The organism is Cryptosporangium minutisporangium (genome assembly GCF_039536245.1).
Lineage (GTDB): Bacteria > Actinomycetota > Actinomycetes > Mycobacteriales > Cryptosporangiaceae > Cryptosporangium > Cryptosporangium minutisporangium.
In genome coordinates this window covers 36,088-52,209 of record NZ_BAAAYN010000027.1, presented here as the reverse complement: position 1 = coordinate 52,209, position 16,122 = coordinate 36,088, and the positions used below count along the sequence as shown (strand labels likewise).

The window sequence follows — 16,122 nt, the reverse complement described above, 5'->3', positions numbered from 1 at the left end:
CTCGGCTCCGGCTACACCTGGAGGAATAGCCCGCCCCGCAAAAAGAGTAATGGGGACCGAAATATTACCTAAAGAGAATTCTGAGTGTGCATCGCAGCGCTCGGGTCGGCAGATAACGGGCGGTTCCGGGCGCGGCGCTCGGCCTTTCGGCGTCGGAGTGCGCGTACTTTCCGGATCGCTCGCCAGAAGACCGCGGCCATCGCGGCCAGCGCGACGACGACCAGGAGTGGGGCCAGCAGGGCCAGCAACGAGAGGCCGAAGCTCGCGACGTCCTCGACCACGCTGACGACCGGTGCGGCGAACCCACCGCTAGCAGTGTTCAGCGCGGGCCGGGCTGTGGCCTTGCCGGCGTGGACGACGAGCGCGAGGACCACGCCGACCGCGATCGGGACCCACTGTCCGCCCCCGACGAAGCTGTCCGGGTTGCTGACGGTCACGGCGTCCGACGTGGCGGTGGCTCCGAACGCGAGTCCGCCGGACGTCGGGCGGACCACGGTCTGCAGCACGTCGTTGAGGGAATCGACGACCGGCACCTTGTCCGCCACCATCTCCACCGCGAGCAGCGCGGCGAGGATCAGCAGCGCCCAGCCGCTGTCCAGCCACTGCCACCCCGTGGGAAGGCTGACCGTGTCGGTGTACCGGGAGAGGACACCGAGCGTCAGCAGCGGAATGTAGGCGTTGAGACCGGACGACGCGGCGAGGCCGGTGCCGGTCAGTAGTTCGAACACAACTCCACAGTTGCACGGCCCGTCCAGAACGACGCCGTGCCCGGCCCGCCCAGAACGACGCTGCCGAGCGGGCGGAAGGACTTGAGTATGAACCTATACGCGGCGTCCTCCCGCCCGATCGGCAGCGTCGCCCTGGACGGGCTCCAGGTCTAAGGCAGTCCTTAGGACGGCGGTGGGACCGGGTCGGGGCTCGGCTGCGGCTCGGGGTCCGGCGGCAGTGGGCCGGGGCCGGGCTGGGGACCGCCGGGCCCGGGCGGCGGTACCGGAACCGGCGCGGGAGCCGGCGGCGGTACCGGCGGACCGGGCACGGGCATCGGCGGTACACGACTCTGCAGCGGATCGGGCGTTCCGGTGACCATGGGCACGAGCCTGGCACGCCGGGGGCGTCATGTCGACGCGCCCGGCGGGTCGTGTCGGGACCGCGCGGGAGGCTTAGTCTTCCGCCTCGAAGATCGCCGGCAGCCGGCCGGCCTTGACCGCGCCGACGAGCGCGTCGTGGTCCGCCTCGGTCTGGTCGGCGTAGGCGACGGCGAACGTGGCGATCGCCTCGTCGAACCCGTCCCCGCCCGGAGTACGGACCTGGCCGTCCACGTAGCCGCTCAGCAGGCGCGGATCGGCCGACTGGGCGTGCGCCCTGGCCAGCACCGCGCCGACCACCCGGGCGTAGTCGTCCAGCTGGTTCGGCTTGAGCAGCGCGGGGTCGATGCTGCCCTTCATGTCGCGGAACTGGCGGACCAGGAACGGTCGCCCGTCGACGGTCGTCCAGCCGAGCAGGATGTCGCTGACCGTCTGCATCCAGCGCTGACCACGGACGATGCGTTCGCCGTTGTGGGAGTACGGTGTCGCGGACACGTACGGGGCCAGCGCGGACGGACCGGCCTCCTTCACCTGCAGCACCAGGGCGTCCTCGCCGTTGCCGTGCAGCAGGACGATGTAGCTGCGCCGCCCGACACTGCCCAGGCCCACCACCCGGTGCGCGATGTCGGTCACCGAGTACCGCGACAGCAGCGTCCGCAGCTCGTCGTCGAGGCAACCTTCGACGTAGGACTCCAGGCCGTCGAGCACCGCCCGCTCGGCGTTCCGGTCGACGTGGGTGAGGGTCGGCGGGTCGTCTACGAACCGCCAGTGGTTGGTCTCGGCGCGCTCGGCGAACTTCTCGACGACCCGCCGGCTGGTGTTCTTCCGCGCCTTCTTGCCGATCCGCTTGAACACTTCGCCGAGCTGGGCGACGTCGAAGTGGTCGATCGTCTTCTCGTCGGTGGTCAGGTAGTAGGCGTCGAGGATCGGCATCCCGGCCAGCTCGCGGAGCGCGGCCCGGTAGATGCGAGCGGCGTCCGCCGCGGCGCTGCGGACCCTCGCCTCGTCCACCCCGGCCTCGCGACCGGCGACGACCAAGCTCGCGGCGAGCCGCTTGAGGTCCCACTCCCACGGGCCGACGACGGTCTCGTCGAAGTCGTTGACGTCCATGACCAGGCGACGCTCGGGGGAGGCGTAGAGCCCGAAGTTCGACGCGTGCGCGTCACCGCAGATCCAGGCGGTGATGCCGGAGGTCGGGGTGCCGACCAGGTCGGCCGCCATCAAGCCGGCGCTGCCCCGGAGGAACGCGAACGGCGACGCGGCCATCCGACCCACCCGGAGCGCGACGAGGTCGTCGACCCGGCCTTCGTTGGTCGCCTCGACGAACGCGACCGGATCCGGGCGGTCCGGCCGCCGGACGTACTCGGCGCAGGCGCTGACCGGCGTCTTCTCTCGGAGCGCCACGCCGGCGGCGTGGACCTCCTGCGGGTCCGTCCACCGCCCGAAGACGTGGCTGGCGAATCTCGGGCCGGTGGCGTCGGTATGGGGCGTCGCACTCACGTGGATGACGGTAGCGCCGGTTCCGTTGGTTACTGCATCGATGTCCGGGTCCCGACTCGGTGTTGCTGGCCGGGCGGGCAGGCCAGTGGCGGATGGCCTAGCCTGGTTCGCCGTGCGCTTGGTCATAGCCCGCTGCTCCGTCGACTACATCGGTCGACTCACCGCCCACCTCCCGCCCGCGACACGGCTACTGCTGGTCAAGGCCGACGGGTCGGTGTCGATCCACGCCGACGATCGCGCCTACAAGCCGCTGAACTGGATGAGTCCGCCCTGCCGGCTGGAGGAACAGCCCGGCGTCTGGACCGTCGTGAACAAAGCAGGCGAGGAACTGCGGATCACGATCGAGGAGGTACTCCACGACTCCAGCCACGACCTCGGGGTGGACCCAGGTCTGGTGAAGGACGGGGTCGAGGCCGACCTCCAGCGGCTGCTGGCCGAGCACATCACGACGCTCGGTGAGGGCTACACGCTCATCCGTCGCGAATACCCGACCGCGATCGGGCCGGTCGACATCCTGTGCCGGGACGCGTCCGGGACGACGGTGGCCGTGGAGATCAAGCGGCGGGGTGAGATCGACGGGGTGGAGCAGCTCACCCGCTACCTGGAGCTGCTGAACCGGGACCCGTTGCTCGCACCGGTCACCGGTATCTTCGCCGCGCAGCAGATCAAGCCGCAGGCCTCCGTTCTCGCCACCGACCGCGGTATCCGCTGCGTCACCCTCAACTACGACACGCTCCGCGGAGTGGACGACACAGAAGGAAAGCTTTTCTAGGTGGGCGGCCCGCCGAGGGGCGAGCCTGACAGGCGAGCGCGAGGCCTTGAGACCACCCAAAGGTCGCGGCGGCCTCGCGCTCGACTGCCAGCCTCGTCCTCGGCGGGCTCCAGCTCAGAACAGTCGCGCCTGGCGGCGCTTCAAACGGCAACTGCACTATGCGGACGCGGGGGCAGGCGCCGATTCGGCGACGAAAGTGGCGGCTGACGCGGCCAGCAGGCGGGCCCAGGCTCGGTAGCCGACCGGCGACGGGTGGAATCGGTCGATCGAGAAGAACGCCGACGTGTCGGTCGGGAGCGGCTTCGCGGTCAGGTGGCAGAGATCGGACGCCGCCGCGCAGAGCCGGACGAGCTGCCGGTCGAGCAGCATCGCGTACCCGCCGATCGACCAGCGAATCAGCCGCGGCAGCGACCCGAACCGGTGCACGGGCGGGATGCCCACCAGCAGGACGGGTACCGGCCGCCCGAGCCGCTCGCGGACGGCGTCCACCAGCACCGTGACGTCGGCCCGCCAGGCAGACGGGCGCCGGAGACGCAGCGCGTCGTTCGTGCCCGCGGAGAGCACGACCAGGTCGGCGTCGAGCTCCTGGGCGTGCGCCGTGACCAGCGCGGTGAGGCCACGGACGGTGTCACCGCTGCGGGCGAGCACCCGCCACGCCACCGGCCGGTCGGTCTGTTCGGCCAGCGCGGCCGTGAACTGCCCCGCGAGCGCCTCGTCGTGGTGGCTCGCGCCGACGCCAGCCACCGAGGAGTCACCCACGAACAGGACCGAGAGCGGCGGGTTCCCACTCGCGTTCGGCGCCGAGCCGTCCGATGTCGAGCCGGAGAGCGGCCCGGCCGCGTCGGGCAGGTGCGGGATCCGGCGTGAGATCGCGGCGTGCAGCCGTCCGACCGGTTGCGTCATCGGTGCTCCTCCTGGCGTTCACCATCCGTTCAGCGAGCGGAAGTGTGACACGCCAAAGTGAACAAGCACCGGTCCAGCGCGTTCGTTCAGCGAGTGACGAAGCGGCCGATCATTCCGCGCAGCTGAGAGGACATCTCGGCGAGCTCCGCGGCCGCCTCCTTCGCCCGCTCGACGCCCTGCGTCGTGGACGCCGTCGCGGTCGCGACCGCGCTGATGTTCGTCGCGATCACGTCTGCACCGCTCGCGGCCTCGGCGACACTCCGGCTCATCTCCTGCGTGGTCGCGCTCTGCTCCTCGACGGCGCTGGCGATCGTGGCCTGGTACTCGTTGATCCGTTCGATCACCTCGGCCACCCGGCTGATCGCCTCGACCGCGCTCCGGGTGTCCTGCTGGATCGCCGCGACCCGGGTCCCGATGTCCTCGGTGGCCTTCGCGGTCTCCTGTGCGAGCTCTTTGACCTCGTTGGCGACGACGGCGAAGCCCTTGCCCGACTCGCCGGCCCTGGCGGCCTCGATCGTCGCGTTGAGCGCGAGCAGGTTGGTCTGCTCGGCGATCGACGTGATCAGGCCGAGCACTTCGCCGATCTCCGCCGACGACGTGCCGAGCCGCTCGACCGTGCGGGTGGCCTGGTTGGCCTCGTCGACCGCGCTGGCGACCACTCCGACGGCCTCGGTGGTGTTGCGGGCGATCTCCCCGATCGCGGCGCCCATCTCTTCCGCACCGGCGGCCACCGAGTTGACGTTGCGCGCCACCTCGTCGGCTGCCGAGGACGCGACCGCGGTCTGCGAGTTGGTGTCGTCCGCGGCGTGCGCGATGCTCGTACTGGCCTCGGAGAGCTGCTGCGACGAGCGGGTCAGCGCGGTCGCGTTTCCGTCGACGGCGTCCAGCACCTCCCGGATGCTCTCGGTGGCGGCGTCCAGCGAGGCCGCCATCTGACCGATCTCGTCCCGGCCGGTGATGCCGGCCGAGCGCGTCAGGTCGCCGTGGGCCAGGCCGTCGAGCACCGTCCGCATCCGAGCGACCGGCCGGGTGATGCCGCGGACGATCGGGATCGCGATCAACAGCAGCAGGAGCAGAGCCAGCACCTGGGCGATCAGGACGTCACGGGTCGCGCCGTCGCTGGTGTTCTGCATCTCGCTCCGCCCGGCGGCGATCGCGGAGTCCACGGCCTCGTGGAGCGCCTCCAGCTGATCGTCGACGACGTGGTTCTTCTCGGCGATCTGACCCTCGTTCGCGCGTGCGGCGGCGTAGTTGGTGCCCGCGGTGTCGACCAGCGTCGTCACCGTGGACTTGAACGTCTCGATGTCGGGTTCGATCGCGTCGAACTGTGACCTCAGGTCGGCTGGGAGTCCGGCGGCTTTCACGGCAGCGACGGCCTCGTCGATGGAGGCCGCGTCATCGGTGGCGTCCTGCCGCACCGAGTCCAGCTGGTCGGTCTCGATCAACGCCCGGTAACCGTCGACCTTCAGTTCGGCGTTCCGCGTGTCGAGGTGGTTGAGCGCCCCCTTCGCGACCTCCAGCAACCGGACCTTCTCGGCCTGGTCGGTGAGCTGGGACTGGGAACGGAGCCCGATCAGCCCGACGACGAGCGCGCAGACCACCGCGATGACGATGAGCACGCCGAGCTTCACTGCAATCCGGAGGTTCTGGAACCCCTGGGTCAACCGGGCCACGAGCGCCGCCTCGACAGTCCAGGACGCGGTCGGGGTGACCTACGTCTCGTACTCCTGTCGGCCCGTGGGTCGGCGAGTTGAGCCTTTGAGCATGCCGCGGCGCCGAGTGGGTAGAGCTACCGGTCCTCGGCGTGCGAGTCCGGCGGCCCGGCCGATGACGCTCGTGCCGGGCGCCGAACCTGCTCGTCAGGCGCGGGAATCGGCGCCGACCACGTCGACGATCCAGGCGGTCGCGAACGCCGCCTCGCGCCACGCGTCGTAGCGGCCGCTGGGCCCGGAGTGCCCAGCGCCCATCTCGGTGCGGAGCAGGACGTCGGATGCCCCGATCGCACGGAGCTTCGCGACCCACTTCGCCGGCTCGTGGTACAGCACGCGGGTGTCGTTCAGCCCGGCCAGCGCCAGGATCGCCGGGTACGGACGCGCCTCGACGTTGTCGTACGGCGCGTACGAGCGGATGTAGGAGTACGCCTCCGGGTCGTGGAGCGGGTTGCCCCACTCCTCCCACTCGGTGACGGTCAGCGGCAGCGACGGGTCGAGGATCGACGTCAGTGCGTCCACGAACGGCACGTCGGCGACGATCGCGCGGAATGCGTCCGGCGCCAGGTTCGCGACCGCTCCCATCAGCAGGCCGCCGGCGCTGCCCCCGCGGGCGACGAGCCGGTCGGTGGACGTCCAGCCGGCCTCCACCACGGCCCGAGCAGCCGCGATGAAGTCGGTGAACGTGTTCATCTTGTTGCCGAGCCTGCCCTCGATGTACCACCGACGACCCAGCTCACCACCGCCCCGGACGTGCGCCACCGCGAAGACGAAACCGCGGTCGAGCAGGGAGAGCCGGGCAACCGAGAACCAGGGGTCGATGCTGATCTCGTACGCGCCGTACCCGTAGAGCAAGCACGGCGCCGACCCGTCCCTCGGGGTGTCCTTCCGGGCCACCAGCGAGATCGGGATCCGAGTGCCGTCGGCCGCGACCGCCCACTCCCGGTACTGCTCGTACTGATCGGGCTCGTAGCCACCGAGCACCGGCTGCCGCTTGCGTAGCGTCAGCTCGCCGGTCACCAGGTCGCAGTCGAACACCGAGTCCGGCGTCACCAGCGACGTGTAGTGCAGGCGGAACTCATGAGTGAAGTAGTCGGGGTTGCCGGCCGGCTCGACCGTGTAGACGGCCTCCGGGAACGTCAGATCGCGGGCGGGCTCGCCCTCGGTGAGCACCCGCAGGCCGGTCAGGCCGTCCTTGCGCAGGTGGACGACGACGTGGCCGGCGAACGCGTCGACGTCGGTCAGGCGCACCGCGGGGTCGTGCGGGATCAGCGGCGTCCACTCGGACGGGGCGTCGATCGGGGCGGTGGCCAGCGTGAAGTTCTCCGCGCCGTCGTTGTGCAGCACGAGGAAGCGCTCGGGGCGGTTCGGCCCGGCTGCCTGGTGGTCGATCGAGTACTCGACGCCGTCCCGGCGGGGAGCGATCAGCCGAGGTTCACCGGTGGGCGCGGACGCGTCGATGACGCGCACCTCGCTGGTGGTTTTGCTGCTGGCCTGGATCACGACGTAGGCCTCGCTGCGGGACAGGCCGACGCCCACCCAGAACCGCTCGTCGGGCTCCTCGAAGACGAGGGTGTCCGAGGCGGCCGGCGTGCCGACGGTGTGCCGCCAGACCCGGTGCGGACGCCACGCCTCATCCACCGTCAGGTAGAACAGCTCGGTGCCGTCGGCGGACCAGGCCGTGCCGTAGGAGGTGTTCGGGACCTCGTCGGCGAGGTCTTTCCCGGTCGTCAGGTCGCGGATCCGGAGCGTGAACCGCTCGTCGCCGGCGAAGTCGGTGGAGTAGGCGAGCAGCCGGTCGTCCGGGCTGACGTCGAACGCGCCGAGCGCGAGGAACGGCTCTTCGCCCGCGACGACGTTCTCGTCGAGCAGCACCTCTTCGCCCGGGAGGACTGTGCCGTCCGCTGCCCCCGGCAGAGCCGGCTCAGTGGGCACGGTCGGGGGCGTCAGCTGACCCGGCTCGGCGCGCAGGCGGCAGTGGATGCCGTACTGCTTGCCCTCCTCGGTGCGGCTGTAGTGCCACCAGTCGCCCTTGCGGCTGGGCACCGAGAGGTCGGTCTCCTGGGTGCGACGCTTGATCTCGTCGAACAGCGTCTCGCGCAGGGCGGCCTGGTCGGCGGTGACCTGCTCGGTGTACGCGTTCTCGGCGGTGAGGTACGCCATCGTGTCGGGGTCGTCCCGGTCGGCCAGCCACGCGTACTCGTCCACGACCTCGTCACCGTGGTGGCTCCGGACGAACGGGACGCGCTTCGCGACAGGAGGAGCGGGCCGGGCCGACTCGGGGGAAATCATGCCCGCACCGTATCTCCCGGCCGAACGGTGTGGCGCTGGGCTCGTCATAGCGGGCCCAGCGCCACACCGTTCTAGCGCTTCGGGGCCCCCTTGCCGTACATCGTGCGCATAGTGCGCTGGAGCAGAGCGTTCGTCTTGTCGGTGCGGGTGAAGCTGTAGATCGCCAACGGCAGCGCGAACCGCTGGCGGGCGATCGCCTTCGGCCGGGTGAACTCGCGCAGGCCGTCCTCGCCGTGGATCCGGCCGAACCCGGAGTCGCCCACGCCGCCGAACGGCAGGGCGGCCACGCTCGCGAACGAGATGATCGAGTTCACCGCGGTCATGCCGGACCGGATCCGCCGCGCCAGCTCGACGCCGCGTCGCTTCGAGAACACCGCCGCGCCCAGCCCGTACGAGGTGCCGTTGGCCCGCTCCACCGCCTCGTCCATGTCTTTCACCTTGGACACGGTGAGCGTCGGGCCGAACGTCTCCTCCTGGACGGCGGCCGAGTCCTCCGGCACGTCGGTGAGGACGACCGGCGCGACGAACGGCCCGCTGACCGACTCCGCGCCACCGACCACCGCTTTGCCGCCGCGGGCGAGCGCGTCGTCCACGTGGCGGCGGATCACGTCGAGCTGCGATGGCATCGTCGCGGGTCCGTAGAGCGCGTCCGGCGCCTCGCCGGGCGTCACACCGCGAGCCTTCTCGGTCAGCTTGGCCAGGAACGGCTCGTAGACGGCCTCGTGGACGTAGACCCGCTCGGTGCCGATGCAGGTCTGCCCACCGTTGGACATCCCGCCCCAGACCGCGGCGTCGGCCGCCGCGTCCAGGTCGGCGTCGGCGTCGACCAGCAGCGGGTCCTTGCCGCCGCACTCGATAAGTACCGGCGTGAGCGTCTGGGCGGCGGCCGCCATGATCTTCTTGCCGGTCGCGGTCGACCCGGTGAACGCGATCTTGTCGACGCCGGCCGTGGTCAGCGCGGCGCCGGTCTCCCCGCCGCCGTAGACCCCGACGAGCACCGGGTGTTCGGGAACGACCTCGGCGAACGTGTCGACCAGCCACTTGCCGACCAGCGGGGTGTACTCGCTCGGCTTGAACACCACGGAGTTGCCCGCGGCGAGCGCGTACGCGATCGAACCCATCGGCGTGAAGACCGGGTAGTTCCACGGCCCGATCACGCCGATCACACCGAGCGGGGAGTACTCCAGCGTCGCGGCGATGTTGGCGGCGAGCATGCCGGACGACACCCGCCGGGGCCCGAGGACCTTCGCCGCTTTCTTCGCCGCCCAGTCCAGGTGGTGGACGGTGATCAGCATTTCCAGCATCGCGTCGTCGGTCGGCTTGCCGTTCTCGCGGTGCATCAGGTCGGTGATCTCGTCCATGCGCTGGACGATCAGCGCGCGCCACGCCAGCAGTCGCGCGCGTCGTCCGGAGTAGCCCAGCCCGGCCCACCACGTCGACGCGGCCCGCGCCTCGTCGACCGCAGCCCGGACGGCGTCGGCGTCGGTGACCGCGACCCGGCCGACCTCCTCGCCGGTCGCCGGGCTCGACGACACCAGAAATCCGTCGACGAACGTCGGCGTGCCAGGGCGTGACGACTGCTCGGTCACGGTCATCGGGACCTCCTGGGAGGGGTGAATTCTTTTCGACCGGCGACTGCTGCGGTCGCTCGGCCCGGAGCGGGCCGGAGGTTGAAAAGTTCATTGGGCGTTGGCGTGAGTCTAGGACGCGACGAACTCGCCAGTAGGGCGAACCTGACTCGCGAGTAACCAAGGTGACTCGGTTCAGATGGGGGCAGAGACCCGCAAGCGGTGTGATGCGGACCATGCTCCGGCCTAAGTTACTGATCGGTATGCCACACTCGGCCCACTCCACGGCCAGCCAGCGTTTCCGTGCCGCCCGACCGGCGACCGCGGGCGCGCTGTCACTCGCGTATCAGCACGCTTCTGCACTCGGGCCTCCCGCAGTGCAGCACTAAGAGGAGGCGACCGTGCCACGGGACTTCGCTCGCATCGGAATCGTCGGTCTGGGAACGGTAGGAGCGGGCCTCGCGAAGGTGTTCGCCGGCGCCGGATTCCAGGTGGTGGGTGTGGACACGGACGAGGCCGTCCGGGCGCGGATCAGCGTCGACGGCGTCCGGGTCGACGCGGAACTGTCCGCGCTGGCCGACGCCGACCTGGTCATCGAAGCGGTCCCCGAGCGGCTCGAGCTCAAGCAGCGGGTGTTCGCCGCCCTCGGTGCGGTGGTGCGTCCGGATGCGGTGCTCGCCACCGCGGCCTCGGCGCTGTCGGTCACCGAACTGGCGGTGGCGGCTGCCCATCCGCACCGGGTGCTCGGGCTGCACTTCGCCGCGCCGGTGGACGGTACGCCGCTGGTCGAGGTCGTCCGGACGGTGTTCACCGACCCCGAGGTCGTCGACGACGCGGTCGCGCTGCTGTCCGACCGGCTCGGCAAGAACCCGCTGCGGGTCGGCGACCGGACCGGGCTGATCACGTCCGCGCTGCTGTTCGCCTACCTCAACCAGGCGGTGGCGTTCGTCGAGTCGGGCTACGCCACCCGCGACGACGTGGACGCGGCGATGCGGTTCGGCTGCGGCCTGCCGTCCGGGCCGCTCGCGGTCGTCGACCGGATCGGGCTGGACACCACGTTCGACGTGCTCACCGCACTCCACGCGCAGAGCGGCGACCGTCGGCACGCCCCGGCGCCGCTGCTCAAGCAGATGATCGCCGGCGGCTTACTCGGCGTGAAATCCGGTCGCGGCTTCTACACCTACGTGGACGGCGCGCCGGTCGCGGACACGGCCTCGAGCACGGCGGACGCCGACATCGTCCGGACCGTGCAGAAGGTCGGCGTGGTCGGCTCCGGGACGATGGCCACCGGCATCATCGAGGTGTTCGCCAAGGCCGGGTACGACGTCACCTACGTGACCCGCAGCGACGAGAAGAGCGCTCGGGTGCTCGCCGCGTTGACCAAGTCGCTGGACCGGGCGGTATCGAAGGGCAAGCTCCCCGAGACCGAGCGGGACGCGGTCCTGGGCCGGGTGACCGGTAGCGCCACGCACGACGACCTGGCCGACGTCGACCTGGTGGTCGAGGCGATCGTGGAGGACCTGACGGTCAAGCGCGAGCTGTTCGCGACGCTCGACGCGGTGTGCAAGCCGGGAACGGTGCTCGCGACGACCACGTCCAGCCTGCCGGTGATCGAGTGCGCCACCGCGACGTCGCGGCCGCAGGACGTCGTCGGGCTGCACTTCTTCAATCCGGCGCCGGTCATGAAGCTGGTCGAGATCGTGTCGACGGTGGCCACCGCCCCGGACGTGGTGGCCACCGCCCACGCCGTGACCCGGACGCTCCGCAAGCACCCGGTGGACTGCCGCGACCGGGCCGGGTTCATCGTCAACGCGTTGCTGTTCCCGTACCTCAACGACGCGGTCGCGATGCTCGACGCCCACTACGCCGACGCGGACGAGATCGACACCGCGGTGACGCTCGGGTTCGGGTACCCGATGGGGCCGTTCGCGCTGCTGGACGTCGTGGGGCTGGACGTGTCGCTGGCGATCCAGAAGGAGCTGCACGCCGAGTTCCACGAGCCGGGCTTCGCGCCGTCGCCTCTGCTCGAGCACCTGGTGGCGGCCGGCTACCTCGGGCGGAAGACCAAACGCGGCTTCCGCGACTACGCCCGTTAGTGGGCGGCCCGCCCAGAACGAGCCTGACGGCCGCGCGCAAGGCCTTGAGACCACCCGAAGGTCGCGACGGCCTTGCGCGCGGACGCCAGCCTCGTCCTGGACGGGCTCCAGGTCCGTATTAGGTACCACTGCGCGCGCCTGGAGGCGCTTCAACGGCAACTGCATCAGGTGGACGCTGCGCCGCGCGGCACCGTAGTTCCGCGCTGCGCGGCGTCTGGGTGGGCGTCGCGGCTCGCGGTGCGTGACCCCGATGGTGGGAACCTCGGCGGCGTCCTGCACGCTTTCTCAGCGTGAGTCCTCGGCACAATCGTCAGCGCCGCCGCGGTCGGCCCGAAGCGGATCGCGGCCCGCGCGACCCGTACGTCCCTGTCGTCGACACCGTCGAGGACGGGTGGGTCGTGCGGCGGCTGGCGGGTAGCTCCACCGGCAAGACGTACCGGTGCCCCGGCTGCGACCAGGAGGTCCGCGGCGGAACCGCGCACGTCGTCGTCTGGCCGGAGGCTGGTTCTTGGGCCGGTCAGGCCAGCCCCGACGACCGACGCCACTGGCACACTCCTTGCTGGGCGGCCCGCCGACGACGACGCTGACAGGCGAGCGCGAGCCCTTGAGTATGACCAATACGAGGCGGCCTCGCGCTCGACTGCCAGCCCCGCCGTNACGACGCTGACAGGCGAGCGCGAGCCCTTGAGTATGACCAATACGAGGCGGCCTCGCGCTCGACTGCCAGCCCCGCCGTCGACGGGCTCCACCGCCGTAGCAGGTACAACCTCGCGCGCCTGGCGGCGCTTCAACGGCAACTGCTTCTGGCGGACGCTCGGATGCGACGATTCGTACGTGGCTCGCATCGTCGCTAACTCCGTACTGCCGGCGGAACGCCGGGACATCACGCTGCACACCGCGGACGGGTTGACGCTCGTCGGCGAGGTGGCGCTCCCGCTCGGCCGGCCTCCGGCGGCCACACTGATCTGCCTGCACCCGCTGCCGACGCACGGCGGGATGATGGACAGCCATCTGTTCCGCAAAGCCGCGTGGCGTCTCCCGGAGCTCGCCGACGTCGCCGTGCTGCGCTTCAACACGCGCGGCACGTCCTCGGCGCGCGGCACCAGCGAGGGTGCGTTCGACAACGCGGTCGGCGAGCGGTTCGACGTCGCGGCCGCGATCGAGTACGCCGAGTTCGAGGAGTTGCCGAACCCGTGGCTGCTCGGCTGGTCGTTCGGCACCGATCTGGCGCTGATGTACGGCTGCGACCCGTCCGTGGTCGGCGCGATCCTGCTCTCGCCGCCGCTGCGGTTCAGCGGACCCGAACACCTGAAGGTCTGGGCCGACTCGGGTAAGCCGGTCACCGCATTGGTCCCGGAGTTCGACGATTTCCTCCGACCGGCGGAGGCCGCGACCCGGTTCGCGCCGCTCACCCAGGCAGAACTCGTCCCTGTGGACGGTGCGAAACACCTCTGGGTGGGCTATGCGGAGCGGGTCCTGGACGAGGTCGTCGCGCGAATCGTGTCGCCCGATGCCGTCCCGCTCCCACCGGAATACGACGGCCCGATAGAGACTGGTGACGCCAGCCAGTACGCCGACCAGACGGTGGCCGCGTTCGCGGACGTACCGAGGCCGGAGCCGCGGGGCGGCGGTGATGCGGATCAGGGGGAACCGTGACGGTCGAGCTGACCTACCAGGAGAGCGGGCACGGCACGCCGTTGGTGCTGCTGCATGCGTTTCCGCTCTCCTCGGCGATGTGGGCGGCCCAGCACTGGTTGCTGGCCGACACCTGCCGGTTGATCACGCCGGACCAGCGCGGCTGGGGCGACTCCCCGCTCGGCGACGAGGACCCCTCGATGGACGTCCTGGTGGACGATCTGGCGCTGCTGCTCGACGACCTGAAGCTCGACCGGGTGGTGTTGGGCGGGCTCTCGATGGGCGGCTACGTCACGATGGCGTTCCTGCGCCGCTACCCCGAGCGGGTGAGCGGTCTGGTTCTCGCGAACACCAAGGCGTCGGCGGACCACGAGGGGGCGGCGGCGAACCGGGTCCGGATCGCGCACGCGCTGGAGCACACCGGCTCGGCGGAGACACTGGTCGAGAACGTGTTCGGCAACCTGCTCGGGCCGACGACCCGGTCCGCCAGGCCGGCGGTCGCCGACGCGGTGAAGGCCGCGATCCTCGCCGCCCCGCCGCGCGCCGCCGCCTGGGCGCAGTACGCGATGGCCGGTCGGGTCGACTCGTTCGACGTCCTGCGTGCCGCGAACGTGCCGGCCCTGGTCATCTCCGGTGAGGAGGACCCGCTGATCACCGACCGGGACGTCGCAGCGATGGCGGAGGCGCTCCCGGACGCGCGGGTCGTCGAGATCCCGCACGCCGGGCACCTGACCGCGATCGAGGACCCGACGGCCTTCGACGGCGCCGTGCGAACGCTGCTCGCTCGGATCAGCGACTAGCTGTCGCGGCCTTCGTTGCCGCGGTCCGCGCGCCAGGTGAGGTCGAGCGTCGGCCCGACGGCGACCGCGGCCCGGTCGTCGTCGACCAGGCCGAGCATCGACTGCGGCCGGTTGGGACTCTCCCGGTCGTCGCGCGGTGCGGCGCCGTTCGGCACCGGTGCCCGTCCGTTGACCGGTGCTTCCTTGGCTGTGGACGCCGGAGCAGCGGACGCCGTGGGTGCAGCGGTCGTGGGGGCCGCAGATGCGGGTGCCGAGGTGGTGACGACCGGGGCAGCGGACGCCGGGGGCGCGATGAACGGGGCCGCCGGGGTTGCGGTCGCGGTCGCCGTCACCGGGGCCGGTGCCGCCGGGGGAGCGGACACCGGCGGGCGCGCCGGCGACGTGGGGATCGGGTTGGCGGCCAAGCGGGCGCCTAACGTCTGACGCGGGGGCGTCGGCTTCGGCGGCTCCGGCTTGGGCGGACCCGCGGTGGCGGTGGGCTTCGTGGTGTCGGTCCCGGGCCGGTCCGTGCGGGTCTTCTCCGGGCTCGGCTTCGGCGCAGTCGGGTTCTGGGCGGTCGGGTTCTGGGCGGTCGGCTTCGGGGCGCTGCCCGCCTGCGAGGTCTCCGCGGAGCGCTGAAGCTGCTGCGGGGGCTGGGGAACAGGGGGCCGCGGCGGTGTGGCGCCCTTCGTCGGGGCGTCGGCCCCACGGTCGTCAGCGGTCTCGTCGGAGCTGTCGGCGGTCTTGTCCGAGGGGCCAGCCGTCTCGGCCGGAGTGTCAGCGGTCTTGGCCGACGTGCCAGCAGGCTCGCCCGCTCCGGCGGCCGTCTTGTCCGTCCCGGCAGGCCGGTCGGAGCCGGCGGCCCGCTCCGAGCCGATGCCCTTCCCCGCCTCGGCGTTCTTGTCCGTCCCGGCGCCCTTCTCCGCCTCGGCGTTCTTGTCCGTCTCGACGTTCTTGTCCGTCCGGGCGGGCTCGTCGGGGCGGGCAGGGCGGTCCGAGCCGTCTGCGGCCGTCTTGTCCGCCTCGGGAGCACCCTTGCTCGCGCTGGCCGTGCCCTTCTCCGCTCCGGCGGTCGGCCGGTCGTCGCTCGCCGAGGATTTCGAGGCGGCGGACTCCGGGGTGGCGGACTTCGGTGCGGCGGCCTTCTCGACGTCGGCCTTCGGGGTGGCGGCCTTTGCGGTGGCAGCGTTCTCGGCGACCGCGGCGGGCTTCTTCTCGGCGTCGGACTTGGCGTCGCTCGCGCCGGAGGCGGCGTCGTCGGCCCCGCTGGAAGTCGCGGCCGGAGCACCATCCGCCGGCGCGGCGTCCGCTGCGGGCGCGGGCGCGGTGACCGCGGACAGGCTCGCGAACAAGCCTCCGCCGAGGCCGGACAGCGCGTCCTGCAGGCGGTTGAGCTCGCCGTTGATCTGCTCGCGGCGCTCGATCAGCGCGGCGACCTCCGTTCGGAGCCGCTCCGCCTCCCGGCGTGCCCCCGCGACGACCTTCTCGGCCTCCTCGCGGGCCTTACGGGTCGTGCTGTGCGCCTCCAGGCCCGCCTTCTCTTTGGTGTTCCGGGCCCGCAACTCGGCGTCCCGCCGCATCGTGGCGCCCTGGCTCCGCGCATCGTCCAACAGCTGCTTCGCGCGCGTCGCGGCGTCGGCGGTGATGCGTTCGGACTCGGCGATCGCCTCCTGGATCATCCGTTCGGCCCGGCTCGCCGCCTCCTCGGTCGCGGACCGGGACAGCTCCTCGGCCTCCGCGTGCACCTGCGCGGCGTACTCGTCGGCCTCGGTGGTGGCGGGCG

Annotated in this window: 10 protein-coding genes; 4 read left to right on the top strand and 6 right to left on the bottom strand. The window is 71.4% G+C overall.

The features are described 5' to 3' along the window. Positions 1-68: 68 nt before the first annotated feature. A complete protein-coding gene (locus ABEB28_RS21525; protein WP_345729964.1) occupies positions 69-728 on the bottom strand; it encodes a DUF4126 domain-containing protein in 660 nt (219 codons plus the stop codon). Between the two features lie 432 nt (positions 729-1,160). Next, positions 1,161-2,711 carry a DUF2252 domain-containing protein gene (locus tag ABEB28_RS21520; RefSeq protein WP_376980885.1) on the bottom strand — a complete coding sequence of 517 codons (1,551 nt, stop codon included), beginning with the start codon at positions 2,709-2,711 and terminating at the stop codon, positions 1,161-1,163. On the opposite strand from ABEB28_RS21520, the gene nucS reads away from it, so the two are divergent. Continuing rightward, a complete protein-coding gene (gene nucS / locus ABEB28_RS21515) occupies positions 2,698-3,357 on the top strand; it encodes an endonuclease NucS (protein WP_345729962.1) in 660 nt (219 codons plus the stop codon). The two genes, ABEB28_RS21520 and nucS, sit on opposite strands and share 14 nt — an antisense overlap. A 156-nt stretch (positions 3,358-3,513) precedes the next feature. Here the strand turns inward: nucS and ABEB28_RS21510 are convergent, their stop codons facing one another. The 4 genes from ABEB28_RS21510 to ABEB28_RS21495 form a co-directional block, all read right to left on the bottom strand. Beyond that, complete coding sequence (locus ABEB28_RS21510; RefSeq protein WP_345729961.1) at positions 3,514-4,260, bottom strand: SGNH/GDSL hydrolase family protein; 747 nt, start codon at positions 4,258-4,260, stop codon at positions 3,514-3,516. Between the two features lie 86 nt (positions 4,261-4,346). After that, a complete protein-coding gene (locus tag ABEB28_RS21505; protein WP_345729960.1) occupies positions 4,347-5,933 on the bottom strand; it encodes a methyl-accepting chemotaxis protein in 1,587 nt (528 codons plus the stop codon). Between the two features lie 186 nt (positions 5,934-6,119). Further along, on the bottom strand, positions 6,120-8,261 hold the full coding sequence (locus tag ABEB28_RS21500) for a S9 family peptidase (RefSeq protein ID WP_345729959.1): 2,142 nt from the start codon (positions 8,259-8,261) through the stop codon (positions 6,120-6,122). A gap of 71 nt (positions 8,262-8,332) precedes the next feature. Continuing rightward, positions 8,333-9,856 (bottom strand): aldehyde dehydrogenase family protein, encoded by a 1,524-nt coding sequence (locus ABEB28_RS21495; protein WP_345729958.1) that lies wholly within the window; start codon positions 9,854-9,856, stop codon positions 8,333-8,335. A 374-nt stretch (positions 9,857-10,230) separates the two neighbouring features. Here ABEB28_RS21495 and ABEB28_RS21490 point away from each other — a divergent pair, with 374 nt between their 5' ends. The 3 genes from ABEB28_RS21490 (at position 10,231) to ABEB28_RS21480 (ending at position 14,360) form a co-directional block, all read left to right on the top strand. Then, on the top strand, positions 10,231-11,925 hold the full coding sequence (locus ABEB28_RS21490; protein WP_345729956.1) for a 3-hydroxyacyl-CoA dehydrogenase family protein: 1,695 nt from the start codon (positions 10,231-10,233) through the stop codon (positions 11,923-11,925). An 834-nt stretch (positions 11,926-12,759) separates the two neighbouring features. Continuing rightward, the gene (locus ABEB28_RS21485; RefSeq protein WP_345729955.1) at positions 12,760-13,581 is read left to right on the top strand and encodes an alpha/beta hydrolase; all 822 of its coding nucleotides are present in this window, start codon (positions 12,760-12,762) and stop codon (positions 13,579-13,581) included. Further along, positions 13,578-14,360 (top strand): alpha/beta fold hydrolase, encoded by a 783-nt coding sequence (locus tag ABEB28_RS21480; RefSeq protein ID WP_345729954.1) that lies wholly within the window; start codon positions 13,578-13,580, stop codon positions 14,358-14,360. The genes ABEB28_RS21485 and ABEB28_RS21480 overlap by 4 nt, the downstream gene beginning before the upstream one ends. Positions 14,361-16,122 lie beyond the last annotated feature (1,762 nt).